The sequence below is a fragment of the Streptomyces sp. 4F14 genome, from assembly GCF_048159485.1.
Lineage (GTDB): Bacteria > Actinomycetota > Actinomycetes > Streptomycetales > Streptomycetaceae > Streptomyces.
Genome location: NZ_JBLRVY010000005.1, coordinates 356,548 through 383,123 on the forward strand (window position 1 = coordinate 356,548; position 26,576 = coordinate 383,123).

Genomic DNA, 26,576 nt, shown 5'->3' on the forward strand with positions numbered 1-26,576 from the left:
GCCGGGTGGGCGGGGTGGGAGGGCCGTGGTCGCTCGGGGGACCGGGCCGTGCTTACGGTTTGCCGGTCTGTTTCCCGATGACGGGGGCGTTGAAGGTGCCGCCGCGGAAGTCGATGTGGTCGCCGGCGTACGTGGGGCTTTTGGGTCCCTCCTGGGAGGTACGGGGGTGGTGTTTACGGAGGACCGTGATCGCCACCTTCGCCGCCTGGCCGGCCGCGAGTTCCTGGGAGCCGGAGGCGTCCGCCGTGTGTTTGTCCGGGTCCGCGAAGTCGCTGATGCCCCGGATCACCAGGGCGTCCAACTGGCCGCTGAGGTGCGCCGCGTGGGAGGCACCGGAGCCCTCCATCTCGATGGCGTAGGCGTCGTTGTAGGAGCGGCGGATACGGGCGGCGAGGTCGGAGCGCTGGTCGGCGAGGACGACGTCGCCGCAGGCGATGGGCTTGCGGTGACCCCGTACGTCCGGGCGCAGCTCGCGCAGGGCCGAGCGGGCCGCCTGGACCAACGGGTGGGAGCCGTGCCAGCTCTCCGGACGCTCCTGGTGGCCCTCGGGGGTGAGTTTGCCGCCCTGGACGGCGTACACCTTCGTGCCCACGACCACGTCGCCCAGTTCCAGATCGTCCTTCAGACCGCCCGCGACGCCGACGAACAGGAGGACTTCGGGGTGGAGTTCTTTGATGATCTCCTTCGCGAGGATCGCCGTCGTGAGGGCGCCCTCGCCGAGTTCCGCGAGGGCGAGGGTCCAGTCCGTGCCCTCAAGTCGCCCTTGTTCCAGGCGAGTTCCGTCGGGCAGCGTGCGCTCCGCCGGGTCGTTCAGGTACGGGTGCACGGCGTCGTACTCGACGGGCAGGGCGGTGAGGATCACGGCTGTGTGCGGCACGCCTTTAAGGTACTGCCAAGTCGTCGGGGGAAGGGGCAGGACGGACATGGCGGAACAAGAAGTCGGCGTAGGGCAGTTGCTGCTCGCGGAGTACGAGAACATCAAGGACGAGCAGAAGGCGCGGATCGGCTTCCGGGACAACCTGCTGTACGTGACGCTGACGGTCGTCGCGGCCGTCATCGCCGCCGCCGCTCAGGCGAAGCGGGCGGAGATGCTGCTCGCGCTGCCGCCGGTGTGCGTGGTGCTGGGGTGGACGTACCTGGTCAACGACGAGAAGATCTCGGCGATCGGGCGTTATGTGCGGGAGGAGTTGGGGCCTCGGCTCTCCGAGATCGCGCTGCCCGGCGGGGGGTTCACCGCGTTCGGCTGGGAGGTCGCGCATCGGGGCGACGCCCGGCGCGCGTCCCGTAAGCGGCTTCAACTCGCCGTGGATCTCCTGGCGTTCTGCCTCGTGCCGTTCGCCGCGCTGGTGGTCTTCTGGGTGGCGGCGAGCGGGGAGCCGTTGCTCGTGGTGCTGTCGGGGGTGGAGGCGCTGACCGTGGTGGGGCTGGGGGCGCAGATCGTTGCGTACGCGCGGTGATGGGAAGTAGCGGGCGGTCGTACGGCGGGGATCACGCGGATTTCCGGGGCGGGGTGTTTCTGGGGGAGGCCATCGGGGTGCAGGTCGTCGTGCCGCCGGGGGAGGTTGTGGAGGCGGCTGCCGCGTTGCCGGGGAGGGTGGTCGGGTTCACCGGGCGAGGGGTGGAACGGGGGCGGTTGTTGGGGGCGTTGGAGGCGGGGGATGTGATCGTGTCCGCTGTCTCTGGACTCGGGGGGATCGGGAAGACCGCGCTCGCTGTGGAGGCGGCGCACGAGGCGGTGGGGCGAGGGTGGTTTCCGGGTGGGGTGCTCTTCCTCGATCTGCACGGGTACGACAAGGAGCCGGTTGCCGCTGAGCGGGCTCTTCGGATTCTGTTGGGGGCGTTGGGAGTTCGGCCGGAGAGTGTTCCTGGGACGTTGGACGAACGTGCCGCTCTCTATCGGTCCGTGCTTGATGCCAGGGACGCGGTCCTGGTGCTGGCCGACAACGCCTCGTCGGTCGAGCAGGTGCGGCACCTTCTGCCGGGTGCTCCTCGGCACCGGTTGCTGGTGACCTCCCGGGATCGGTTGCCTCAACTCGGGGCTCGGCTGCTGCCGTTGGAGCAGCTTTCGGCGCAGGAGTCGTACGAGCTGCTGGACCGGGCGTTGCGGATCGCGGACCCGGACGACGGTCGGGCCGCTGTGGACGGCACCCGTCAACTGGCCGACCTGTGCGGACACTTGCCACTGGCGTTGCAGATCGTGGCGGCGTTGCTCGCGGAGGACTCCGAGCGGTCGGTGGCCGAACTCGTCGAAGAACTCGCCGGGTTGCGCAACCGGCTCACGGGACTCGACGACGGGGTGCGGAGTGTGCGGGCGGCTTTTGAGATGTCGTACCGCAGGCTGAGTCCGGAGCAGGCGCGGGTGTTGCGGTTGCTCTCTGCCGCGCCGGGGGTGGATGCGGGGGAGGGGGTGTTGAGGGCTCTTGTCGATGCGGAGGAGTTGCCGCAGGGGGAGTTGAGGGGGCTGCGGCGAGCACATCTTGTGGAACGGGTGGGAAAGCGGTGGCGGTTGCACGACTTGGTGCGGGAGTTCGGCGCGGAGATGCTCGGGGAGGAAGAGGAGGGGAGTGCGCGGGGCCGGGTGCTGGAGTTCTATCGGTGGTGCTCACTCGCGGCCGATGCGTGGCTGAGGCAACTGCCCGGTGAGGAACGGCCCCCGCTGTTCCCGGGACGCGAGGAGGCCGTGGCCTGGTTGGACGCTGAGAGGCCGGGACTTGTGGCGGCCGTTCGGTGGGGGAGGGAGAAGAGGTTCGCTCAAGACGGTATGAGCGTGGCGCTGTGCCTTGCGGAGTACTTGAGCTGGCGGCGAGCCTTCGACGACCTGTGCCTGGTGATGGAGGTGTCACGGGAAGAGGCCCGGGCCACGGGACTTACTCATGGAGAAGCCGCCTCCTGGTTCAACTCCGGCCTGGCGTTGGAGCGGTTGAGCCGCCATGAGGAAGCGATCGAGGCGTATGAGCGTGCCCGGGCCCTCTTCGCGGAGTCCGGGAGCCAGGACCATGAGGCAGCGGCCTGGAGCAGCATGGGGAGAGCGCTGGCGGAACTGGGACGGTTCGACGAGGCGCTTGCCGCGCACACCCGAGCGCGCGCACTGCACGAGGAGACCGGCGATCGGGTCAGCGCGGGATCCGCATGGGGAAAACTCGGCCAGACCCTGGCCAAGCTGGGACGGACACAAGAAGCGATCGAGGCACATACCCGCGCCCGGGACCTCTTCGCCGACGCGGGGGATCGCCCCATGGAAGGCACGGCGTGGTCCAACCTCGGCATCGTCCTCAGAATGGCAGGCCGACCGGAGGAAGCGATCACGGCCTACGACAAGGCACTCGCTCTCCACGCCGAGTTCGACGACGCGTACGAGATCGGGGTGGTCCTGCACAACCTCGCGCTGATCCACCAGGACGCCAACGCCCTCGACCGGGCCCGGGACGCCTACCGCCGGGCCGCCGAGGCGTTCACGCGGGCGGACGAACCCGACCTCGCCACCCTCTGCCGTATCCGCGCCTTCCCCTTCACCTCCGCTCCCCCCGAACCCACCGATACACCAGCTCCGGCCGCCCCACCTGCCCGTACAACGGCTGTCTCTCCGCCCGCCCCGCCTCCACCAGATGCTCCAGGTACCGCCGGGCCGTGATCCGCGAGATCCCCACCGCCTCGGCCACCCCCGCCGCGGTGAGCCCCTCCCCGGCCTCCCGCAGCGCCCCCGTCACCCGCTCCAGCGTCGGCCCGCTCAGCCCTTTCGGCAGCGCGGCGGGACTCGGCGCCCGCAGCGCCGCGAGCGCCCGGTCCACCTCGTCCTGACCGCTCGCCTCCCCGGCGGCGCCCCGGAACTCCGCGTACCGCACCAATCGGTCCCGCAGCGTCGCGAAGGTGAACGGTTTCAGCACGTACTGGACGACGCCCAGGGACACGCCCTCGCGCACGACCGTCAGGTCCCGGGCGGACGTCACCGCGATGACGTCCGCGTGGTAGCCGGCGGCGCGCAGGGAGCGGGCCAGCTGCAACCCGTGCCCGTCCGGCAGATGCAGGTCGAGGAGCAGCAGATCCACCGGCGTACGGTCGAGCTGGCGCCGCGCCTCCGCGCCCGTGTGCGCCTTCCCGACCGCGACGAACCCCGGCACCCGTCCCACGTACAGCACATGCGCGTCCGCGGCGACAGGGTCGTCCTCGACGACGAGGACGCGGATCGGCTCCGCTCCCGTACTCATGCTCCGCCTCCAGAAACCGGCACGCGCAAGGGCAGGCGCACCACGAACTCCGCGCCACCCCCCTCGGCGGCGGACACCGACAGCGTCCCGTCATGCCGGTGTACGGCCTGTCGTACCAGAGCGAGGCCGAGTCCGCGCCCCCCGGGACCGGAGGGTTTCGTGGTGAAGCCGCGTTCGAAGACCTTCTCCGTGTCGCCGGGGTCGACGCCGGTGCCGGTGTCGGAGACCGACAGGACCAGTTCGGCGTCGGTCGTGTACGCGGTGACCGCGACGCGCGCGCCGACGCTGCCCTGGGCGGCGTCGACCGCGTTGTCGATGAGGTTGCCGAGGATCGTGACGAGGTCGCGCGCGGGGAGGGACGTGGGAAGGACGCCGTCGTCGAGGCGGCTGGACGGGGAGACCTCCAACTCGACGCCCCGCTCGTTGGCCTGGGCGGTCTTCCCCAACAGGAGGGCGGCCAGGACGGGTTCGCTCACGGCGGCGACGACCTGGTCGGTGAGCGCCTGGGCCAACTCCAGTTCGGCGGTGGCGAATTCGACGGCCTCGTCGGCGCGGTTCAGCTCGATCAGCGAGACGACCGTGTGGAGCCGGTTCGCCGCCTCATGGGCCTGCGAGCGCAGCGCCTGCGTGAAGCCGCGCTCGGAGTTCAACTCGCCCATGAGGGACTGGAGTTCGGTGACGTCGCGCAGGGTCACGACCGTACCGCGCCGCTCCCCGCCGGAGACCGGGGACGTGTTGACGACGAGGACCCGGTCGGCCGTGAGGTGCACCTCGTCGACGCGTGGTTCGGAGGCGAGGAGGGCGCCGGTCAGCGGTGCGGGCAGGCCGAGTCCGGCGACGGAGTCCCCTACGGCGCCGGAGGGGCCGACGCCGAGCAGCTCGCGCGCCCCGTCGTTGATCAGCGCCACCCGGTACTGCCCGTCGAGCATGAGCAGCCCTTCGCGGACGGCGTGCAGGGCGGCCTGGTGGTAGTCGTGCATGGCGCTCAGCTCGCCGGCGTTCATGCCGTGGGTGTGGCGGCGCAGGCGCGCGTTGATGACGTACGTACCGATGGCGCCCAGCGCGAGGGCGCCGCCGGCGACGCCGAGGAGGGCGGTGACCTGCTCCTGTACGCGCTTGCTGATGACCTCGATCTTGATGCCGGCGCTCACCAGGCCGATGATCCGATCATCGGCCCCATCGGCTCCGGCCTTGGTCCCTGCCTCGACCCCCGCCGCCTCCGCCGCGTCGCTCGCCCAGATCGGCGTCACCGCCCGCACCGACTCCCCGAGCGTCCCCGTGTACTTCTCCGTGAACGACTGACCCCGCAGCGCCCGCTCGATGTGCCCCAGGAACTTCTGCCCGATCTGCGTCCGGTCGGGGTGCGTCCACCGGATCCCCTTCGGATTCATGATCGTGATGAAGTCGACCTCGGTGTCCTTCATGACCTTGAGCGCGTACGGCTGGAGCGTCGCCGACGGATCGCCCGTACCGATCGCCTCCCGCACCGACGGTGAATCGGCCACCGAACGGGCGACGGCCATCGCCTGCCGACGCGCCGCGTCCTCCGCCTGCCGCTCGTCGCTGAAGTAGCTGAACAGCGCGTATCCGGCCACGACCACCGCTATCAGCACCGCCTGCATGCCGAAGAGCTGGCCGGCGAGGCTGCGGGGGCGGGGGACGCGGAGGTGCATATGGCCAGTCTGCCTTCCGTCCGTGGCGTGAACTAAATGAACGGAAGGGTGACCGCCCTCACAGGGCGGGAGATAGTCACCGCATTCCCTTATCTCCCCGGACCGTGAGCCGCACGCCGGAGTGATGCCGACGAAGACGTCAAGGAGGGCAGCCGTGGCCGCCAGCACCCCCGATACGGCACCTGCCGCTCCCGCTGTGAAGCGGGACCGCACCCACTATCTCTACATCGCCGTGATCGCCGCGGTCGCCCTCGGTATCGCCGTCGGTCTGATCGCCCCCGACTTCGCCGTCGAGCTGAAGCCGATCGGGACCGGGTTCGTCAACCTGATCAAGATGATGATCTCGCCGATCATCTTCTGCACGATCGTGCTGGGCATCGGCTCCGTCCGCAAGGCCGCCAAGGTCGGCGCGGTCGGCGGGATCGCGCTCGGCTACTTCGTGGTCATGTCGTTCGCGGCGCTCGCCATCGGTCTGGTCGTCGGCAACATCCTGGAGCCCGGCAGCGGCCTGCACATCACCGAGGCGGTCCGGGAGACCGGCCAGTCGCAGGTGGCGGCCGAGTCCAAGGACACCACCGAGTTCCTGCTCGGGATCATCCCCAAGACGATCGTCTCCGCGTTCACCGAGGGTGAGGTCCTCCAGACCCTCTTCGTCGCCCTGCTGTGCGGTTTCGCGCTCCAGGCGATGGGGAAGGCCGGTGCGCCGGTCCTGCGCGGTGTCGAGCACATCCAGCGCCTCGTCTTCCGCGTCCTCGCGATGATCATGTGGGCGGCTCCGGTCGGCGCGTTCGGCGCGATGGCCGCGGTCACCGGTTCGGCCGGTGTCGACGCGCTGAAGAGCCTCGCCGTCCTGATGGTCGGCTTCTACATCACCTGCTTCCTCTTCGTCTTCATCGTCCTCGGTACGCTGCTGAAGCTCGTGACCGGCCTCAACATCTTCACCCTCTTCAAGTACCTGGGCCGTGAGTTCCTGCTGATCCTGTCCACCTCCTCCTCCGAGTCGGCGCTGCCGCGGCTCATCGCGAAGATGGAGCACCTGGGCGTCAGCAAGCCGGTCGTCGGCATCACCGTCCCGACCGGTTACTCCTTCAACCTCGACGGCACCATGATCTACATGACCATGGCGTCCCTCTTCATCGCCGACGCCATGGGCACGCCGATGGCCGTCAGCGAGCAGATCCCGCTGCTGCTCTTCCTGTTCGTCGCCTCCAAGGGCGCGGCGGGTGTCACCGGCGCCGGTCTCGCCACCCTCGCGGGCGGCCTCCAGTCCCACAAGCCGGCCCTCGTCGACGGCATGGGCCTCATCGTCGGCATCGACCGCTTCATGAGCGAGGCCCGCGCCCTCACGAACTTCGCGGGCAACGCCGTCGCCACGGTCCTCATCGGCACCTGGACCAAGGAGATCGACAAGGAGCGCGTCCGCCAGGTCCTCGCGGGCGACCTTCCCTTCGACGAGAAGACCCTCCTCGACGACCACGCCTCGGTCGTCCCGGACGACGACGAGGCGGACGACCACCCGGCCTCCGGCGCCTCGGGCGAGAAGGAACTCGCCAAGGCGTGACCCCCAGACTCCGGGTGCCCGGCCCCGCCTGAACCGGGGCCGGACACCCGGTAGATGAAATACGGAGACCCCGGACCACCTCGGTCCGGGGTCTTCGCGTGGGATGGCCCCGCCCGTTCTCACGTCGAGTTCTCACCTCCGACCACTACCGTGCCGCTCCGTAACCAACCGGAGCGTATGGAGGCACGGGGGATGAAGGTCGACTGGGATCGGCGGACGTGTGCGCGGAAGGGACATGTGACGTACGCGCCCGACGAGGGCCGGTTCGCGGAGCGGCTGCATGCGGTGACCGCGCTGGGGGACGCGTGGCGGTGTCTGCGGTGCGGGGACTTCGTGGTGGGGGAGCCGCAGGGGAGGGGGCCGGCGGTGGGGGCGCCGATCGTCGCGCGGGGGAAGGTGCTGCGGGACCTGTTCATCCTGCGGTTCCTGGCCGTGGAGCGGGCCGTGCGCGGGGTGTTCATCGTGCTGGTCGCCGTCGCCGTGTGGAAGTTCAGCAACAGTCAGGACGCCGTGCGGAGGCTGTTCGACGAGTACCTCGACGTCTTCCGGCCCGTCTTCCGGCACTTCCACTACGACTTGGACCACTCCCCGGTCGTCGGGTCCGTCCAGAAGGTGTTCGGGTACAAGCACAGCACCCTCGTCCTGGTCGCCGCCCTCCTCCTCGCCTACGCGCTGATCGAACTCGTCGAGGCGGTCGGGCTCTGGTACGCGAAGCGGTGGGCGGAGTATCTGACGGTGGTGGCGACGGCGGCCTTCCTGCCGCTGGAGATCTACGAACTCACCGAGCGGGTCAGCTGGTTGAAGATCGCGATGCTGGTCCTGAACCTGCTCGCGGTGCTGTACATCGCCGTCGCGAAGAAGCTGTTCGGGCTACGGGGCGGGCGGAGGGCGTTCGAGGAGGAACGGCGGAGCGCGTCGCTGCTGGAGGTGGAGGAGTCGGCGGGGGTGGCGGCGTAGGGAGCCACCGCGTACGGCGCCGGGGGCGCGCGCCCGGCCTCACGGCAGCGTGAGTACGCAGAACCCGTGCCCCTCCGGGTCCACCAGACACGTCCACGGCACCTCCCCCTGACCGACGTCGAGGTCACCGGCGCCGAGGGCCCGCAGCCGTGCCACCTCCGCCGCCCCGTCGTCCCCGGCGTACGGCAGGAGGTCGAGGTGGACCCGGTCCGGGACGGCCTCCGTGCCGGGGACCCGGAGGAACTCCAGGTACGGCCCGGTTCCCCGCGCCGAGCGCAACGTCGCCTGCTCGTCGGTGACTTCGAGCACGGCCCAGTCGAGGGCCTCGCCCCAGAAGCGGGCCATGCCCCGGGGATCCGCGCAGTCGACGACGATCGCGGCGATCGGCCCGGTGTCCCGGTAGACCTCCCGGGGTTCCAGGACACAGAACTCGTTGCCCTCGGGATCGCGCAGGACGGTCCAGGGGACGTCACCCTGCCCCACGTCGGCGAGGGTCGCGCCGTGCGCCCGCAGCCGCGCGACCAACTCGGCCTGGTGCGCGGGAGAGTCGCTGGCGAGGTCGAGGTGGACGCGGTTCTTCGCCGGGGACCTGGGCTCGGGGACGGGTACGACGTCGACGCCGACGTAGACCGGGTCGGGCCAGACGAGGCCGCCGGGCGGGCCGACGTACGTGGTGATACCTGGGTGGTACGCGGTCCAGCCGAGGGCCTGGGCCCAGAACCGGCCGGTCGCCGGGGCGTCGAGGGCCTTGATGTTCACCATGACGGGGCGCAGGGGCATGCTCACGAGCGTAGGCACTCGGCACCCCGCTTCCGCGACACCCACTCCCTTGCCTTGACCCCGGCGTCAACCCCTACGTTCGTACGCATGCGAATCGGCGAGCTGGCCTCCCGCGTAGGTACTACGACGCGAACTCTCAGGTACTACGAGACACGCGGACTGCTCCCCGCCCGCAGGGACCCGCAGGGGCACCGGGCGTACGACGAGGGAGACGTCCGGCTGCTTCAACAGATCCGTACGCTGCGGGACTTCGGGTTCGAGCTGGAGGAGACGCGGCCCTTTGTGGAGTGTCTGAGGGCGGGGCACCCGGAGGGGGATTCGTGTCCGGCGTCGCTGGCCGTCTATCGGCGGAAGCTGGCGGAACTCGACGCGCTGATCGGCGAGTTGGGGGCCGTCAGGGAAAAGGTCGCCGGACAGCTCGCGCGGGCGGAGGAGGCCATGGACGCGCTCGCCGCCGGAAAGGGAGATCCAGAATGCGAACTGGGAGGCCGGGAATGGTCATCGACGTGACGGACGGGAATTTCGTGGACGAGGTGATCGGGGCGGAGTTGCCGGTGCTGGTGGAGTTCACGGCCGGGTGGTGCCCGCCGTGCCATCAGATGAAGCCGGTGCTGAAGGCGCTGGCGGAGGAGGCGGGTGAGCGGCTCAAGGTCGTACAACTCGACGTGGACGCCAATCCGTTGACGACGCAGACGTACAAAGTCCTTTCCATGCCCACGTTCATCGTTTTCCGGGGCGGTGAACCGGTGAAAGCGATGGTGGGGGCGCGGGCCAAGAGGAAGTTGCTGGCCGAACTGGAGGAGGTGTTTCTGCTCGAGAGTGCATAAACATTGAACGATACGGCTTTGTGTTTGTTTTACTTGGCCGCCCGGAGTGGGTCCTATATGTTTCAAGCACATCGCCGTGGGAGCCCTCCCACGGGAATGCAGCCCCCCACTCCGGAAAGGCCCCCCACGTGAAGTCGCTTTTCATGGGACACGCGTTGCGCAACTCCGTGCTCGCCGCTGTCGCCTCGCTCGCCGCGACCGGCGGACTGCTGGCCGGCGCGCACGGCGCGAGCGCCGCGGACGACAACTGGTACGACCCCTCCGCGCTGCTCACCTCCTGCGAGCAGAAGGTGGACGGCCTCGGCAAGGCGGACCGCTGCCGGTTCGAGCCGGCGAAGCGCGAGGTGTTCACCGGCCCGGCGAGACAGGTCGGCACGACCGTGCACGCCTGCTCCGCGAAGGTCGGCGTCGGCCGCCAGACGACGGAGGGGCGCACGGAGGAGAACAGCATCAGCGTCTCGGCGGGCGTCGAGGCGGGCCTGTCGCAGATATTCACCGCGTCGATCGAGACGAGCTACAGCCACACCTGGGCGTACTCGACGTCGGAGACCGAGGAGGTCAACGGTGAGGTGCCGCCGTACTCGATCGGCGCGGTGACGATCGCCCCCGCGATGCAGCGGGTCTCGGGCCGGATGGTCATCAACTATCCGAAGCGCCGCCACGGCCACTACGAGTGGTACGTCTATCCGACCCTCACCCAGTACGACCCCGACGAGATGCAGTTCTCGACGACCACGTTCGACCCCCGCCCGATGACGGCGAACGAGCGCAAGTCGATGTGCGGCGGCCCGGGCGGCACGGCGAACGTCCCGGCGGCGAGCCACGTCGTGATCCACCTGGCGAAGCCCGGCTACCGGCAGGGCGCGGAGCTCTCGGCGAAGCCGAGGAACTGACCGCGGCCGGAATGCGCGAAAACCCCCGAGCGAGATTGCGCTCGGGGGTTTTCACGGCGTATATTCAATGGTTCGTGACTTCCTTCGCGGAAATCACAGAAGAAGCTCAACGAGCACAGTATATCCGGCCGGGAGTGGAATTGTCAAACACCGACTTTCAAGACGGTGAAATGCGCGCGGAACAGGAATTCGTCGACGGCCTGTACGCCCGGGTCGACGCCCTGCGCGGCGACACCGAGACCTCCGTCACCGCCGCCCTCGCCCAGGGCAACACCCCGATGCAGGCGCGGCTGGAGCGGGACATCCTGGTCGCCGAGCGCTCGGGCCTGCTCGCCGCGCTGAACGCGGTCGACGGCTCGCTGTGCTTCGGCCGCATCGACCTCACCGGGGGTGAGGTCCACCACATCGGCCGGATCGGGCTGCGCCTGGACGACGCCGAACGCACCCCCGTCCTCGTCGACTGGCGTGCCGACGTCGCCCGCCCCTTCTACCTCGCCACCGGCCACACCCCCATGGGCCTGCGCCGGCGGCGGCACATCACGACCGACGGCCGTACGGTCACCGCGCTGCACGACGAGATCCTCGACCTCGGCGACCACGAGCGCACCGGCCACGAGGACCCGACCGGCGACGCCGTCCTGCTCGCCGCCCTCGGCGCGGCCCGCACCGGCCGGATGAACGACATCGTGCAGACCATCCAGGCCGAACAGGACGAGATCATCCGCGCGCCCCACAAGGGCGTCCTGGTCGTCGAGGGCGGCCCCGGCACCGGCAAGACCGCCGTGGCCCTGCACCGCGCGGCCTATCTCCTGTACGAGCACCGGGAGTTGCTCGCCAAGCGGGCCGTCCTGATCGTCGGCCCGGGCCCCGCCTTCCTCGGCTACATCGGCGAGGTGCTGCCCGCCCTCGGCGAGACCGGCGTGCTCCTCGCGACGGTCGGCGAGCTGTACCCGGGCGTGAAGGCGACGGCCGGCGACACGCCCGAGGCGGCGGCAATCAAAGGCCGTTCGGGCATGGCCGACGTCCTCGCCGCCGTCGTCCGCGACCGGCAGGCACTGCCCGACCCGGTCATCGCCGTCGTCCACGACCGCGAAGTCCTCATGCTGGACGACGGGTTGGTGAAGGTCGCCCGCGAACGCACCCGCGCCGCCCGCCTCCCGCACAACGCGGCCCGCGAGCACTTCGAGGGCCACATCCTCAACACGCTCACCGAGATGTACGCCGAACGCGTCGGCACCGACCCCTACGACGGGAGCAGCCTCCTCGACGCGAGCGACCTCACGCAGATCCGCGACGAACTCGCCGAGAACCCCGAAGTCTGGTCCGCGATCGAGCGGTTGTGGCCGTTGCTCACCCCGCGCCGGGTGCTGGCCGACTTCCTCGCCGAGCCCGACGCCTACCTCCCCGACGAGGACGCCGACGCCGTACGCCGCCCCGTCACCCGGGCCTGGACGGTCGGGGACGTCCCGCTGCTCGACGAACTCGCCGAACTCCTCGGCGTGGACGAACGCCGGGCGCGGGAGCTGGCCGAGCTGGAGCGGGAGGAGCAGGTCGCCTACGCGCAGGGCGTGCTGGACGTCTCCTACGCCTCCCGGACCTACGAGTTCGACGACAAGGACGAGGAGGACTCCGAGGTGCTGTCGGCGCACGACATCATCGACGCCGAGCGGTTCGCCGAGCGGCAGGAGGAGGAGGACGTCCGCAGCGCCGCCGAGCGTGCGGCGGCCGACCGGACCTGGGCGTTCGGGCACATCATCGTCGACGAGGCGCAGGAACTCTCCCCGATGGCCTGGCGGTTGCTCATGCGGCGCAGCCCCACCCGCTCGATGACCCTCGTCGGCGACCCGGCACAGACCGCCGAGGCGGCCGGCGTCGGCTCCTGGCAGGGCATCCTCGGACCGTACGTCGAGGACCGCTGGACACACGCCCGGCTCGGCGTCAACTACCGCACGCCCGCCGAGATCATGGACGTCGCCGCGGCCGTCGTCCGCGCCGAGCGGCCGGACTTCGAACCGCCGAAGTCCGTACGGGCCACGGGGGTCCGGCCCTGGTCCTGGCTCGCCGAGGACCTGACGGCCGTGGTCGACAAGGCCGTTGCCGAACTCACCCCGGAGGAGGGCAGGTTGGCGGTCATCGCGCCGCGCGCCCTGCACGCGGCTGTCGCCGCCCGGCTCGACGGGGTGACGGCCGGCGAGGAACCCGACCTCACCCGGACCGTCGTCCTGCTGGACCCCCGGCAGTCCAAGGGCCTCGAATTCGACTCCGTGCTCGTCGTCGAACCCGGCGAGTACGGCACCAGTGACCTGTACGTGGCCCTCACCCGGGCCACCCAACGGCTCGGCGTGGTCCATACCAAAGCACTGCCGCAAGCGCTTGCGGAGACGCTCGCGCCGCGCGGGATCACACCGGCGTAACAGTTCATGTGAGCGTCACTGCGCGTGCATGGCCGGTGCGGTAAGCGTGTGCACTATGAACACCCCCGCACACCCCACCCCACCGGCCGGCCCGCCCACCCTCGACTCCCTGCCCGTCGAGCCGCTGCTCACCGCCGAGTTCGACGCCGACCCCGGCGCCGTCTACACCCGGCTGCGCGGCACGTACGGCTCCGTCGCACCCGTCGGCCTGATGGGGGTCCCGGTGTGGCTCGTCCTGGACTACCGGGACGTCCTGGAGGTGCTGCGCAACGAGAGCCAGTGGCGGCGCGACGTCCGCTACTGGCGGGCCCGCGCGCACGGTGAACTCCCCGCGGACTGGCCCCTGCTGGCCGGGTACGAGGTCCGGCAGACCATGTTCATGGACGACGAGGAGCACCAGGCGACCCGGCGCGTCCTGCACACCGCCCTCGGCCCCTTCCAGAACGCGCGCAGCCCCGAGGGCTGGGAACTGCGCTCGGCGGTCGCCAAGTACGCCGGGGAGCTGGTCGCGATGCTCGCCGCCGAGTCCGGCGCGACCGGGCACGCGGACCTCGGGGCGCAGTACGTGCGGCCACTGCTCCTCATGGTCACCACCAAGCTGTTCGGCTGCCCCGTCGACCTCGGCGACGAACTCGTCATGGACCTGTGGCGGATGCTCGACGGCGGACCCGACGCCGGGCTCGCCACGGCCCGCGCGCTCGGCGCGTTCACCCGGCTCGCCGCGCACCGCCGGGCCCGGCCGGGCGACGACCTGACGTCGTATCTCCTGCTCGCCGACCCGGAGTTGAGCGACGAGCAGCTCGGGCGGGAGCTGTTCATGCACGCCGTCTACCTGAACGACATCACCGGGAACATGGTCCTCAACACGCTCCTCGAAGTGCTGCGGGGCAACGCGACCGTCCGGCGCAGCCTGTCCGCCGGGCAGTTGGGGGAGACCGTGAACCGCGCGGCCCTCGCCAACCCGCCGGTCGCCAACATGTGCTTCCGGTTCGCGGCGCGGGACATGGGGCTCGGGAGCTATCTCATCCGGGCCGGGGACGTGGTGTGCCCCTCGGCCGCCGCCGCGCACCAGGACCTGCTGGAGATCGGGGCCTCCCACATGGTGGGGTCGACCGTCTCCACCCGGGCGCACCTCGGCTGGGGCGCCGGGCCCCACCAGTGCCCCACCGCCGCGCGGGAGTTGGGGATGCTGATCGTCACCACGGCCGTCGGCAAGCTCTTCGACCACTTCGCCACCCTCGAACTCGCCCTCCCGCACGACCAGTTGCCCTGGAGATCGGGCGCGGTCGTGCGGGGGCTGCGGGTGCTGCCGGTGCGGTACGAGCTAGCGCCGGGGACGGTGGTCCGGCGGGCGGAGCCGGTGCGGGAGGCCGGGGGCGAGGGGAAGGGGCTGCTGGCGGCGTTGCGGCGGGTGATGTTCGGGGCGAAGAAGGAGGGATGACGTCTATGCCGGGCGCAGCCAGATCGTCGCCAGCGGGGGCAGGGTCAGGGTGAGGGACGCCGCCCGGCCGTGCCACGGGGTCGACTCCGGCTTCAGGGCGTCCGGGTGGGCGACCCCGCCGCCCCCGTACAACACCGCGTCCGTGTTGAGGAGTTCGTGCCAGGCCGGGATCTCGGCGGGGACGCCGATGCGGTAGTCGTGGCGGACCGCGGGGGACAGGTGGGTGATCGCCAGGAGGGGGGTGCCGTCGGCGGACCTGCGCAGGAACGCGAACACGTTGTCGTCCGCCGCGTCGCCGACCAGCCACTCGAAGCCGTCCGGCGTCGTGTCGCGCTGCCACAGCGAAGGGTGCGTACGGTAGGCCGCGTTGAGGTCGCGGACCAGGTCCCGGACGCCCCGGTGGTCCGCCTCCGCGCCGTACGCCGGGTCCAGGAGCCACCAGTCCGGGCCGTGCGCCTCCGACCACTCCGCGCCCTGCGCGAACTCCTGGCCCATGAAGAGGAGTTGCTTGCCGGGGTGGGCCCACATGAAGGCCAGGTAGGCGCGCAGGTTGGCCCGCTGCTGCCACCAGTCGCCCGGCATCTTCGACACCAACGACCGCTTGCCGTGCACGACTTCGTCGTGGGAGATCGGCAGCACGTAGTTCTCGCTGTACGCGTACACCATCGAGAACGTCATCTCGCCGTGGTGGTAGGCGCGGTGGACCGGGTCGTGCGCCATGTAGCCCAGCGAGTCGTGCATCCAGCCCATGTTCCACTTCAGGCCGAAGCCGAGGCCCCCGGAGTCCGTCGCGCGCGTCACGCCGTCCCAGGCCGTCGACTCCTCCGCGACCGTCACGACGCCCGGACAACGGCGGTACACCGTGGCGTTCATCTCCTGGAGGAACGCCACCGCGTCCAGGTTCTCCCGGCCGCCGTACGCGTTCGGCGACCACTGGCCCGGCTCGCGCGAGTAGTCCAGGTACAGCATCGAGGCGACCGCGTCCACGCGCAGCCCGTCGATGTGGAACTCCTCGCACCAGTAGACGGCGTTCGCCACCAGGAAGTTGCGGACCTCGCGGCGCCCGTAGTCGAACTCCAGCGTCCCCCAGTCGGGGTGCGCGGCGCGCTGCGGGTCCTCGTGCTCGTACAGGGGCCGCCCGTCGAACTCCGCCAACGCCCAGTCGTCGCGCGGGAAATGGGCGGGCACCCAGTCCATGAGGACGCCGATCCCCGCGCGGTGCAGGGCGTCCACCAGGTGCCGGAAGTCGTCGGGGGTGCCCAGGCGGGCGGTGGGGGCGTAGAAGCCGGTGACCTGGTAGCCCCAGGAGCCGCCGAAGGGGTGCTCGGCGACGGGCAGGAACTCGACGTGCGTGAAGCCCAGGTCGTTGACGTAGGCAGGGAGTTGATCGGCGAGCTGACGGTACGTCAAGCCAGGGCGCCAGGACGGGAGGTGGACCTCGTACACCGAGAACGGGGCCTCGTGGACCGGGGTTTCGGCGCGCTGCGCCAGCCACTGCTCGTCGCCCCACGCGTAGTGCGAGGCCGTGACGACCGACGCCGTCTCCGGCGGGGTCTGCGTACGGCGGGCCATCGGGTCGGCGCGCAGCGTCTTCGAGCCGTCGGGGCGGGTGATCTCGAACTTGTACAGCTCGCCCTCGCCGATGCCGGGGACGAACAGCTCCCAGACGCCGGTCGAGCCCAGCGAGCGCATCGGGAAGCCGGTGCCGTCCCAGAAGTTGAAGGTCCCGGCGATCCGGACGCCCCGCGCGTTCGGAGCCCACACCGCGAACCGCGTGCCGGTGACGCCGTCCTGCGTCGTGGGGTGCGCGCCGAGCGCCGTCCAGAGCTGCTCGTGGCGGCCCTCGCCGAGCAGGTGCAGGTCGAGGTCGCCGAGGGTGGGGAGGAAGCGGTACGCGTCGTGCGTGTCGTGCGTCGTGCCGTCGTACTCGACCAGCAGGCGGTACGCGGTGGTCGCGGGCGGGGGCGTCGCGCCGGGCAGGAGGACCGAGAAGAAGCCGCTGCCGTCGTCCTTCAGCGGGTGGCGCAGCCCGTCCGCCGTGACGGCGGTGACCGCGCGGGCGTACGGGCGGAAGGCGCGCACGGCCGTCTCCCCGGTGGGGGTGGGGTGCGGGCCCAGGACCGAGTGGGGGTCGTGGTGGGTGCCGGTGAGCAGGCGGTCCTGGTCGGGGCGGGGGACGGCGGGGTCGAAGAGGTGGGCGGGCCGCGGAGTCTGCTCGCGCGGGGGCGTTTGCGAACTCGCCGTAGTCTCCGCGCTCTTGCGTGCCCCCGCGCCGCCGGACGCCGGCTTCTTCGCGGGCGGCTGTTTCGAGGCCGCCTTCTTCGCGGCAGCCGCCTTCTTCCTGGGGTTCGGCGCACCGGACGTCACGGGTGGGGCCTCCTGGGGAGTCGGGGATTCAGGTGAGTTCGTGTGCGGCGAGCCGCCGGATCGCCGAGAGGGGGACCGGCAGCCAGTCGGGCCGGTGCCGGGCCTCGTACACGACCTCGTAGATCGCCTTGTCGGTCTCGTACGCCCGCAGGAGCACGGGGTCGGTCCGCGGGTCCGCGCCGGTCACCTCCGCGTACCCCGAGCAGTACGCCGCCCGGCAGGCCGCCGCCCACTGCGGCGCGGGCGGCTCCGCCGAGTACGCGGCATAGTCGAACGACCGCAGCATCCCGGCGACGTCCCGCACCGCCGGCTGCGGCATCCGCCGCTCGGCGAGGGGCCGCGCGGGCTCCCCCTCGAAGTCGATCAGCAGCCACTTCCCGCCGGGTGTCCGCAGGCACTGCCCGAGATGCAGGTCACCGTGGATCCGCTGGGCCACCCAGGTGTGCCCCTCGGCGGCCAGCTCCCCGAGCGCCCCGAACGCGGTCCGCAACCCCACCTCGTACGGCCGCAGCGACGGCACCGCCTGTACGGCCGCCTCCAGCCGCTCGGTCATCCCCTCGACGAGCGGCTGGAGTTGGGCCTGTCCGAGGGTGGCGGTGGGCAGGGCGCGGGCGAGGGCCTGGTGCACCTCGGCGGTCGCGCGGCCGAGGGCACGGGCGTCCTCGGCGAAGTCGTACCCCCCGCCGCCGTCGTACCCCCATACCTCGAACTCCCCCGGCTCCTTCCCCACCCCCTGCAAGGCCAGCTCCCAGCCGTCCACCGCCCCGGCGACATACTTCTGAGCCACGCCGAGGACCCACGCCTCCCCGCCGACCTCCGCGCCGATCCACCCGACGGGGTCCGGGACCCGGTCGCAGCCCTCGCGGGTGAGGGCGAGGGGTAGCTCCAGGTCGGGGTTGACACCGGGGAGGACCCGGCGCAGCAGTTTCAGGATGAACGTATCTCCGTAGGTCACCGAGGAGTTGGACTGTTCGGCGGTGACCAGGCGGGGGACCAGGTCGGGCGGGATGTCCGCGCCGGGGACGCGGGAGAAACGCAGGGCGCCCACCCGGGCCTCGGAGCGGATCGCTTCGAGGAGGATCTCGGCGGGCCAGGGATCGTGCAGGGCGTCGTAGTACGTATGCCCGTCGACCTCGCCGATGCGGGCGCCCGCGAGGTGCGGCGGGAGCGTGTCGCGCGCGGCGACGAGGAGCTGGTAGCAGTCGCCGGGGCCCGTGCCCTGCCGCGCGTGGACGAGGATGTGGTGCAGGGAGAGGCGCCCGGACGGCGGGAGGAGCTCGGTCACGGCGACCGGGGTGAACCCGGTCACCGGCAGGCCCTTCCCGGCGAACCACCGCTGGCGGGGCAGCCATTCGCGTAGCAGGGGGGCCAGCGACGTGAGCAGGTCGGGGCCGGGGCGCAGAGCCGTGTCCGCCATGACGTCGTCCTTTCCCCGGGGACCTGAACGGGTCGTGAGGGGTAGGGGTTTAGTGATGCGTGCCCCGGGCGGGGCGGGGGAAACCGCCCCGCCCGGAGGTTCTAGGCAGGGTTCTCCCGCAGCCGGAACCAGTAGAAGCCGTGTCCCGCGAGCGTGAGCAGGTACGGGAGTTCACCGACCGCCGGGAACCGTACCCCGCCGAACAGCTCCACCGGGTGGCGTCCGCCGAAGCGGCTGAGGTCCAGCTCGGTGGGCTGCGCGAAGCGGGAGAAGTTGTGGACGCACAGGACGAGGTCGTCGTCGTACTCCCGCAGGAACGCGAGCACCGCCGCGTTGCTGGACGGGAGTTCGGTGAACGAGCCGAGGCCGAACGCCTTGTTCTGCTTGCGGATCTCGATCATCCGGCGCGTCCAGTGCAGCAGCGACGACGGCGACGACATGGACGCCTCGACGTTGGTGACCTGGTAGCCGTAGACCGGGTCCATGATCGTGGGGAGGTACAGCCGCCCCGGATCGCAGGACGAGAAACCGGCGTTGCGGTCCGGCGTCCACTGCATCGGCGTGCGGACCGCGTCCCGGTCGCCGAGCCAGATGTTGTCGCCCATGCCGATCTCGTCGCCGTAGTAGAGGATCGGCGAGCCGGGCAGGGACAGCAACAGGGCGGTGAACAGCTCGATCTGGTTGCGGTCGTTGTCGAGGAGGGGCGAAAGCCTGCGCCGGATACCGATGTTGGCGCGCATCCGCGGATCTTTCGCGTACTCCGCGTACATGTAGTCGCGTTCCTCGTCGGTGACCATTTCGAGCGTCAACTCGTCGTGGTTGCGCAGGAAGATGCCCCACTGGCAGTTCGAGGGGATCGCCGGCGTCTTGGAGAGGATCTCGGAGACGGGGTAGCGCGACTCGCGGCGCACCGCCATGAAGATGCGCGGCATGACGGGGAAGTGGAACGCCATGTGGCACTCGTCGCCGCCGGAGGAGTAGTCGCCGAAGTAGTCGACGACGTCCTCCGGCCACTGGTTGGCCTCGGCGAGCAGCACGGTGTCCGGGTACTGCGCGTCGATCTCCTTGCGGACCCGTTTGAGGAACTCGTGGGTTGCAGGAAGGTTTTCGCAGTTCGTTCCCTCGGCGGCGTACAGATACGGCACGGCGTCGAGCCGGAAGCCGTCGATGCCGAGGTCGAGCCAGAACTTCAGCGCCGAGATCATCTCGTCCTGCACGGCCGGGTTCTCGTAGTTGAGGTCCGGCTGGTGGGAGAAGAACCGGTGGAAGAAGTACTGCTTGCGGACCGGGTCGAAGGTCCAGTTGGAGACCTCGGTGTCGACGAAGATGATCCGCGCCTCGTCGTACTGCTTGTCGTCGTCGGCCCACATGTAGTAGTCGCCGTACGGGCCCTGGGGGTCCTTGCGGGACTCCTGGAACCACGGGTGCTGGTCGCTCGTGTGGTTCATGACGACGTCGATGATGACGCGCATCCCGCGCTGGTGCGCGGAGTCCACGAACTCCACGAAGTCGGCGAGGTCACCGAACTCCGGGAGCACCGACGTGTAGTCGGCGACGTCGTAACCGCCGTCCTTCAGCGGCGACTTGAAGAACGGCGGCAGCCAGAGGCAGTCGACGCCCAGCCACTGGAGGTAGTCGAGTCTGGCGGTCAGCCCCTTCAGGTCGCCGACGCCGTCGCCGTTGGAGTCCTGGAAGGAGCGGACCAGCACCTCGTAGAACACCGCGCGTTTGAACCACTCGGGGTCGCGGTCCTTGGCCGGGGTGTCCTCGAAGGTGTCCTGTACGGGCTCGTTGACCATCATCGTGTGGCTGACCCTCCGATCTGCGGGTGGGACGGTCGCAGGACCGTGAACACGTGCGCGGGACGCGAACCCGGGTCCAGCCGCACGTAGTTGGTCCTGCCCCAGTCATAGGTCTCGCCGGTCAGCTCGTCGCGTACCGGCACCGACTCGTGCCAGTCCAGGCCGAGTTGCGGCATGTCCAACGAGACCGTGGCCTCCTGGGTGTGGTGGGGGTCGAGATTGACGACCGTCACGACGGTGTTCGACCCGGACGTCTTCGAGTAGGCGATCACCGCTTCCTGGTCCGCGTGATGGAAGTGCAGGTTCCTGAGCTGCCGCAGCGCCGGGCTGGACCGGCGCACCTCGTTGAGCCGGGTGATCAGCGGCGCGATCGAGGGCGCCGACCGCCAGTCCCGCGGACGGAGTTGGTACTTCTCCGAGTCGAGGTACTCCTCGCCGCCCGCCCGCAGCGGTGTGTTCTCGCACAGCTCGTAGCCGCTGTAGATCCCCCACGAGGGCGAGAGCGTCGCCGCGAGCACCGCGCGCGCCTCGAACGCCGGACGGCCGCCGTGCTGGAGGTACTCGTGCAGGATGTCCGGGGTGTTCGGGAAGAAGTTCGGCCGCATCGAGGCGGCCGTCTCCCGCGACAACTCCGTGAGGTACTCGGTGAGTTCGGCCTTGGTGTTGCGCCAGGTGAAGTACGTGTACGACTGCTGGAAGCCGATCTCGCCGAGCGTGCGCATCATCGCGGGCCGGGTGAACGCCTCCGCGAGGAAGACGACGTCCGGGTCGGAGCGGCCGATCTCGCCGAGGACCCGCTCCCAGAACACGACCGGTTTCGTGTGCGGGTTGTCGACGCGGAAGATCCGTACGCCGACCGCCATCCAGTGCCGCAGCACCCGCAGCGTCTCCGCGACCAGGCCGTCCATGTCCGCGTCGAACGCTATGGGGTAGATGTCCTGGTACTTCTTCGGCGGGTTCTCCGCGTACGCGATCGTGCCGTCCGGGCGGTGATGGAACCACTCCGGGTGCTCGGCGACCCACGGATGGTCCGGCGAGCACTGCAACGCGAAGTCGAGGGCGACCTCAAGTCCCAGCTCGGCGGCGCGGCTCACGAACCACGCGAAGTCGTCCAGCGTCCCCAGCGCGGGGTGCACGGCGTCGTGTCCGCCCTCCGGGGAGCCGATCGCCCACGGCACGCCGACGTCGTCCGCCGTCGGGGCGAGGGAGTTGTTGCGGCCCTTGCGGAACGTCGTCCCGATGGGGTGGATCGGCGGCAGATAGACGACGTCGAAGCCCATCGCGGCGATCTCCGGCAGCCGCCGGGCCGCCGTACGGAACGTGCCGTGCGGTACCTCCGGCGTCCCCTCCGAACGCGGGAAGAACTCGTACCACGAACCGAACAGGGCCCGCTCCCGCTCCACCAGCAGCGGCAACTCCGGGGAGGAGGTGACCAGTTCGCGCAGCGGATGTTCGGCGAGGACCGCGTCCACCTCGGGGGTGAGGGCGGCGCGCAGGCGTTCGGCGGGTGGCCGTGACACATCGCGCAGAGTCGCCACGGCGACCCTGAGCGCGCCGGAGTCGACGGGGACCCGCTCGTACAGCCGCGCCCCCTCCTCCAGCACCAGTTCCGTGTCGAGCCCGGCCGGGATCTTGATCCGGGCGTGGTGGCGCCAGGTCGAGACGGGGTCGCTCCACGCCTCGACGGCGTACGTCCACAGGCCGGGGGCGTCCGGGGTGATGTCGGCGCCCCACCGGTCCGTGCCGGGGGCGAGTTCGCGCATCGGGGTCCAGGGGCCGGGTTTGCCCCGGGGGTCCCGGAGGACGACATTGGCGGCGACGGCGTCGTGGCCCTCGCGGAAGACGGTGGCGGAGACCTCGAAGGTCTCGCCGGTGACCGCCTTGGCGGGCCTGAGGCCCCGCTGGACGACCGGGCGGACGTCCAGCACGGGTATCCGGCCCGTCACCGGGGGCGGTGGGGGGAGTGCCGGTGGGGAATCCGTCCGGGAACCGGAGGATCGCTCCGGCGCGGGGCGGGGTGTCGGGGGTGCCGACGGGCGTTGTGTGGCGGGCATGACCGCTCCTGTCCGCGTCAACGAGGGGTGGGCGCAGGGTGTGGGGAGGTGGGCCTGCGGGGTGGTACGAGTCGGATACCTGAGAAGTAGCGGGGTAGTACCGCAGGAGCCTTCCCACACTATTCGGGTGAGCAATCCGGCGCGCAGCTAACTACTCGCGCGTAGTCCAATACCTGGGTATACCGCCATTCAGGTGAAGGACGCCGGTCACGGCAGTCCTTCGCTAAGGTGCCGGAACCTGGAGCAATTTGTCCGGCGAACCCGTGCCACGGCCGGAAACCTTCCCGTTCACCGCGTCCCGGACGAGTTCTCCGGCGACCTGGGCGGGCGTGGCTTTCGGGTGATCCGCCAGATACAGCGCCGCCGCGCCCGCCGCGTGCGGCGCCGCCATCGACGTCCCCGAGTACACCGCCCGCCCCGTATCGCTCGCGTTCGACGCGGACACGATCGACCCGCCCGGTGCGAACAGGTCCACGCGCGAACCGTAGTTCGAATAGCTCAGCCGGGCATCCCACCGGTCGGTCGCCCCGACCGTGACCGCCTCCGCCACCCGCCCCGGCGAGTACCCGCCCACCGGCCGCCCGGAGTTCCCCGCCGCGACCGTGTACGTCACCCCCGCCCGGATCGAGGCGCGTACGGCGGCGTCCAGCGCCGCGTTCGCCGGTCCGCCCAGGCTGAGGTTGGCGACCGCGGGCCTCTTCGCATGGCGCGTCACCCAGTCGATCCCGGCGATGGTCCGCGCGATCGTCCCCGCGCCGGAGTCGTCCAGCACCCGCACCGACACGACCCGCGCCCTGCGCGCCACGCCCAGTGTCGACCCCGCGACCGTCGCGGCGACATGCGTACCGTGCCCGTGGCCGTCCCCGGCGTACCGGTCGCCGCCGACGAAGTCCCAGCCGTAACCGGCCCGCCCCGCAAGCTCCTTGTGGCTGATACGGATGCCCGTGTCGATCACGTACACCGTCACCCCCGCCCCCTGCGACGCGGGCGCCCGATAGGCGTCGTCCAGCGGCAGCGACGCCTGGTCGATCCGGTCGAGCCCCCAGCTCGCCGTCCCCGCCTCCGCGTTCACCCGCGTGTCCTGCACGACCGACGCGACCCGGGGATCCGCCGCGAGCCGCCGCGCCTGGCGCGGATCCGCGTGCACGGCGTACCCGTTCAGCGTGGCGGAGTAGGCGTGGGTCACGCTCGCCCCGTAGGCGGCGGCCACCGCGCGCCCCTCCTCGGCGCTCGTCCCCGCTCTCAGCGTGACCAGGTAACTCCCTTCCACCGAACCGGACATGCCCGCACCCGCCACGACCCCCTCGGGTACGGCGTGCGCGGTCGTCGAGACCAGCAGGGCCACCGCGACCGCGACCAGCCCCGAACTCCCCGCCCGTGTCCACCCCATGGCTCCCGTCCCCTCCGTGCCCGGCGCCCGCGAGCACCCCTCTCTCCCGCACCCTCTCGTGTGCCGCAGACCCTCACAAGGTGGCCTACGGGCAGGGAATCGGCCATATCGTCCGGAGCCGGACGAGCAAAGGGTTGCGGTGTTTTTCGGACGGGACCGCGGGGAGCCATTACCGTCGAGGAGACGACGAGACGCACATCGCGGTGTGTCCCCCCTCTGTACGCGCGACGAGGTGGAAATTGAAGGCGATACGTCGGTTCACCGTCCGGCCGGTCCTCCCCGAACCCCTGCGCCCCCTGACCGAACTGGCCAGAAATCTCAGGTGGTCGTGGCACGAGGAGACCCGCGAACTGTTCCGGGCCGTCGACCCCGAGCGGTGGGCCGCGACCGGCGACCCGGTCCGGCTCCTCGGCGGCGTCGGGCCCGAGCGGCTCGCCGAACTGGCCGAGGACCGCGGCTTCCTGAGGAGGCTCGACGCCGCCGCCGGGGACCTCGACGACTACGTACGCGGCGCACGCTGGTACCAGCGGCAGCGCGAGGCGGGCGAACTCCCCGCCGCCGTCGCCTACTTCTCGCCCGAGTTCGGCATCACCGCCGCCCTGCCGCAGTACTCCGGCGGACTCGGCATCCTCGCCGGCGACCACCTCAAGACCGCCAGCGACCTCGGCGTCCCGCTCGTCGGCGTCGGACTCCTGTACCGGCACGGCTACTTCCGCCAGACCCTGTCCCGGGACGGCTGGCAGCAGGAGCACTATCCCGTCCTCGACCCGCACGAACTCCCCCTCGCCCCCCTCCAGGAGACCGACGGCACCCCGGCCCACGTCAGCCTCGCCCTGCCCGGCGGCCGGCGTCTCCTCGCCCGCGTCTGGGTCGTGCGGGTCGGCCGCGTCCCGCTGCTGCTGCTCGACTCGGACGTCGAGGAGAACGACCCCGGCGAGCGCGGCGTCACCGACCGGCTGTACGGCGGCGGCAGCGAACACCGGCTCCTCCAGGAGATGCTGCTCGGCATCGGGGGCGTGCGGGCCGTGCGCGCCTACTGCCGGATCACCGGGCACCCGGCGCCCGAGGTGTTCCACACCAACGAGGGCCACGCCGGGTTCCTCGGCCTGGAGCGGATCGCCGAACTCCGCGCCGAGGGCCTCGACTTCGCCGCCGGGCTCGAAGCCGTCCGGGCGGGCACCGTGTTCACCACCCACACGCCGGTCCCGGCCGGCATCGACCGGTTCGACCGGGAGCTGGTCGCCCACCACTTCGGCACCGACGCCGAACTCCCCGCGATCGACGTACAGGACGTCCTCGGCCTCGGCATGGAGACGTACCCCGGCGGGGAACCCAACCTGTTCAACATGGCGGTGATGGGGCTCAGGCTGGCGGGGCGGGCCAACGGGGTCTCGCTGCTGCACGGGAACGTGAGCCGGGAGATGTTCGCGGGGCTGTGGCCCGGGTTCGACGCGGACGAGGTGCCGATCACCTCCGTCACCAACGGCGTTCACGCGCCGACGTGGGTCGCGCCCGAAATGCTGCGGATCGGGGACGTGTCCGGGGTGTCCGACGGTGAACTGTGGGCGCTGCGCAGGGAGTTGCGCGGGCAGCTGGTGGCCGAGGTGCGTGCGCGGCTGCGCGCGTCCTGGCGGCAGCGCGGTGCCGGGACCGCCGAACTCGGCTGGATCGACGGAGTGTTGGACCCGGATGTCCTGACCATCGGGTTCGCGCGGCGCGTCCCCTCGTACAAACGGCTCACGCTGATGCTGCGCGACCGCGACCGGCTGATGGAACTGCTGCTGCACCCGGAGCGGCCCGTACAGATCGTCGTCGCCGGCAAGGCGCACCCCGCCGACGACGGGGGCAAGCGGCTCGTGCAGGAGCTGGTGCGGTTCGCCGACGATCCCCGGGTGCGCCACCGGATCGTGTTCCTGCCCGACTACGGCATGGCGATGGCCCGCAGGCTCTACCCCGGCTGTGACATCTGGCTCAACAACCCGCTGCGGCCCCTGGAGGCGTGCGGGACCAGCGGGATGAAGGCCGCGCTCAACGGCTGCCTCAACCTGTCGGTCCTGGACGGGTGGTGGGACGAATGGTTCGAGCCCGACTTCGGGTGGGCGATCCCCACCGACGACGGGGACGGCGTGGACCCCGACCGACGCGACGACATCGAGGCGGCGGCCCTGTACGACCTGCTGGAGCAGCGCGTCACGCCCCGCTTCTACGAGCGCGGCCCCGCCGGACTCCCCGACCGCTGGACGGAGATGGTCCGCCAGACCCTCACCCGGCTCGGCCCGAAGGTCCTCGCCGACCGGATGGTCCGCGAGTACGTCGACCGCCTCTACACCCCGGCCGCCCTCGCCCACCGCGCGATGACCCCCGACCGCTCCCGCGAACTCGCCGACTGGAAGGGCCGGTTGCGCGCGGGCTGGCACCGGGTCGCCGTCGGCCACGTCGAGACGTCCACCGCCACCCCCACCCCCGAACTCGGCTCCACCCTCGCGCTGCGCGTCCGCGTCCGGCTCGGCGACCTCGGCCCCGAGGACGTCCAGGTGCAGGCCCTCGCCGGCCGCGTCGACCCCGAGGACCGCATCACGGACGCCACCCCCGTCGCCCTGAAACCGGTCAACGGGCCCGACGACGAAGGGGGTTGGACGTACGAGGGGCCGCTCGCGCTGGACCGGACCGGGCCGTTCGGATACACGGTACGGGTGCTGCCGTCGCACCGACTGCTCGCGTCGGACGCGGAGTTGGGGCTGGTGGCGGTGCCGTCCGAGGAAGTCGTGGAAGGGGGAGGCGTGTTGATGAGGTGA

Annotated in this window: 18 protein-coding genes and 1 pseudogene; 10 read left to right on the forward strand and 9 right to left on the reverse strand. The window is 70.9% G+C overall.

Annotation, left to right across the window (positions count from 1 at the left end):
- Nucleotides 1-52 precede the first annotated feature (52 nt).
- Entirely contained in the window at nt 53-877 is an 825-nt protein-coding gene (locus ACLZOT_RS11005; RefSeq protein ID WP_416968604.1) for a 5'-methylthioadenosine/S-adenosylhomocysteine nucleosidase, read from the reverse strand.
- Between the two features lie 46 nt (nt 878-923).
- On the opposite strand from ACLZOT_RS11005, the gene ACLZOT_RS11010 reads away from it, so the two are divergent.
- Together ACLZOT_RS11010 and ACLZOT_RS11015 are read left to right on the forward strand one after the other, a co-directional pair.
- The gene (locus ACLZOT_RS11010) at nt 924-1,457 is read left to right on the forward strand and encodes a hypothetical protein (protein ID WP_416968605.1); all 534 of its coding nucleotides are present in this window, start codon (nt 924-926) and stop codon (nt 1,455-1,457) included.
- Nucleotides 1,457-3,445: pseudogene (locus tag ACLZOT_RS11015) on the forward strand (ATP-binding protein); the annotation flags it as partial. The gene ACLZOT_RS11010 and the pseudogene ACLZOT_RS11015, both read left to right, overlap by 1 nt.
- A 64-nt stretch (nt 3,446-3,509) precedes the next feature.
- Here ACLZOT_RS11015 and ACLZOT_RS11020 read toward each other — a convergent pair.
- Nucleotides 3,510-4,205 carry a response regulator gene (locus ACLZOT_RS11020; protein WP_416968606.1) on the reverse strand — a complete coding sequence of 232 codons (696 nt, stop codon included), beginning with the start codon at nt 4,203-4,205 and terminating at the stop codon, nt 3,510-3,512.
- The gene (locus ACLZOT_RS11025; protein ID WP_416968607.1) at nt 4,202-5,878 is read right to left on the reverse strand and encodes an ATP-binding protein; all 1,677 of its coding nucleotides are present in this window, start codon (nt 5,876-5,878) and stop codon (nt 4,202-4,204) included. Before ACLZOT_RS11025 ends, ACLZOT_RS11020 begins: the two co-directional genes overlap by 4 nt.
- Before the next feature lie 124 nt (nt 5,879-6,002).
- Between ACLZOT_RS11025 and ACLZOT_RS11030 the strand changes: the two genes are divergently transcribed.
- Together ACLZOT_RS11030 and ACLZOT_RS11035 are read left to right on the forward strand one after the other, a co-directional pair.
- Nucleotides 6,003-7,439 (forward strand): cation:dicarboxylate symporter family transporter, encoded by a 1,437-nt coding sequence (locus tag ACLZOT_RS11030; protein ID WP_416968608.1) that lies wholly within the window; start codon nt 6,003-6,005, stop codon nt 7,437-7,439.
- Between the two features lie 192 nt (nt 7,440-7,631).
- Nucleotides 7,632-8,396, forward strand: a complete 765-nt coding sequence (locus tag ACLZOT_RS11035) for a DUF2127 domain-containing protein (RefSeq protein ID WP_416968609.1) — start codon at nt 7,632-7,634, stop codon at nt 8,394-8,396.
- 39 nt (nt 8,397-8,435) lie between these two features.
- On the opposite strand, the gene ACLZOT_RS11040 is transcribed toward ACLZOT_RS11035, so the two are convergent.
- Nucleotides 8,436-9,176 (reverse strand): VOC family protein, encoded by a 741-nt coding sequence (locus ACLZOT_RS11040; RefSeq protein WP_416968610.1) that lies wholly within the window; start codon nt 9,174-9,176, stop codon nt 8,436-8,438.
- An 87-nt stretch (nt 9,177-9,263) separates the two neighbouring features.
- On the opposite strand from ACLZOT_RS11040, the gene ACLZOT_RS11045 reads away from it, so the two are divergent.
- From ACLZOT_RS11045 to ACLZOT_RS11065, 5 genes are all read left to right on the forward strand, one after another.
- Complete coding sequence (locus ACLZOT_RS11045) at nt 9,264-9,686, forward strand: MerR family transcriptional regulator (RefSeq protein ID WP_416968611.1); 423 nt, start codon at nt 9,264-9,266, stop codon at nt 9,684-9,686.
- Nucleotides 9,671-10,003, forward strand: a complete 333-nt coding sequence (locus tag ACLZOT_RS11050) for a thioredoxin family protein (protein WP_416968612.1) — start codon at nt 9,671-9,673, stop codon at nt 10,001-10,003. Before ACLZOT_RS11045 ends, ACLZOT_RS11050 begins: the two co-directional genes overlap by 16 nt.
- A gap of 143 nt (nt 10,004-10,146) precedes the next feature.
- The gene (locus ACLZOT_RS11055; protein WP_416968613.1) at nt 10,147-10,896 is read left to right on the forward strand and encodes a hypothetical protein; all 750 of its coding nucleotides are present in this window, start codon (nt 10,147-10,149) and stop codon (nt 10,894-10,896) included.
- Nucleotides 10,897-11,066: 170 nt separating this feature from the next.
- Entirely contained in the window at nt 11,067-13,310 is a 2,244-nt protein-coding gene (locus ACLZOT_RS11060; protein ID WP_416968614.1) for a HelD family protein, read from the forward strand.
- A gap of 55 nt (nt 13,311-13,365) precedes the next feature.
- Entirely contained in the window at nt 13,366-14,751 is a 1,386-nt protein-coding gene (locus tag ACLZOT_RS11065; RefSeq protein WP_416968615.1) for a cytochrome, read from the forward strand.
- Between the two features lie 3 nt (nt 14,752-14,754).
- Here ACLZOT_RS11065 and glgB read toward each other — a convergent pair whose 3' ends face one another.
- From glgB to ACLZOT_RS11090, 5 genes are all read right to left on the reverse strand, one after another.
- On the reverse strand, nt 14,755-17,118 hold the full coding sequence (gene glgB, locus ACLZOT_RS11070; protein ID WP_416968616.1) for a 1,4-alpha-glucan branching enzyme: 2,364 nt from the start codon (nt 17,116-17,118) through the stop codon (nt 14,755-14,757).
- Between the two features lie 28 nt (nt 17,119-17,146).
- Nucleotides 17,147-18,535, reverse strand: a complete 1,389-nt coding sequence (locus ACLZOT_RS11075; RefSeq protein WP_416968617.1) for a maltokinase N-terminal cap-like domain-containing protein — start codon at nt 18,533-18,535, stop codon at nt 17,147-17,149.
- Nucleotides 18,536-18,636: 101 nt separating this feature from the next.
- The gene (treS, locus tag ACLZOT_RS11080; protein ID WP_416968618.1) at nt 18,637-20,337 is read right to left on the reverse strand and encodes a maltose alpha-D-glucosyltransferase; all 1,701 of its coding nucleotides are present in this window, start codon (nt 20,335-20,337) and stop codon (nt 18,637-18,639) included.
- On the reverse strand, nt 20,334-22,391 hold the full coding sequence (locus ACLZOT_RS11085) for an alpha-1,4-glucan--maltose-1-phosphate maltosyltransferase (protein WP_416968619.1): 2,058 nt from the start codon (nt 22,389-22,391) through the stop codon (nt 20,334-20,336). Before ACLZOT_RS11085 ends, treS begins: the two co-directional genes overlap by 4 nt.
- 223 nt (nt 22,392-22,614) lie before the next feature.
- Nucleotides 22,615-23,781, reverse strand: coding sequence for a S8 family peptidase (locus ACLZOT_RS11090; RefSeq protein WP_416968620.1), 1,167 nt, complete (start codon nt 23,779-23,781; stop codon nt 22,615-22,617).
- Nucleotides 23,782-24,020: 239 nt separating this feature from the next.
- On the opposite strand from ACLZOT_RS11090, the gene glgP reads away from it, so the two are divergent.
- Complete coding sequence (gene glgP, locus ACLZOT_RS11095) at nt 24,021-26,576, forward strand: alpha-glucan family phosphorylase (protein ID WP_416968621.1); 2,556 nt, start codon at nt 24,021-24,023, stop codon at nt 26,574-26,576.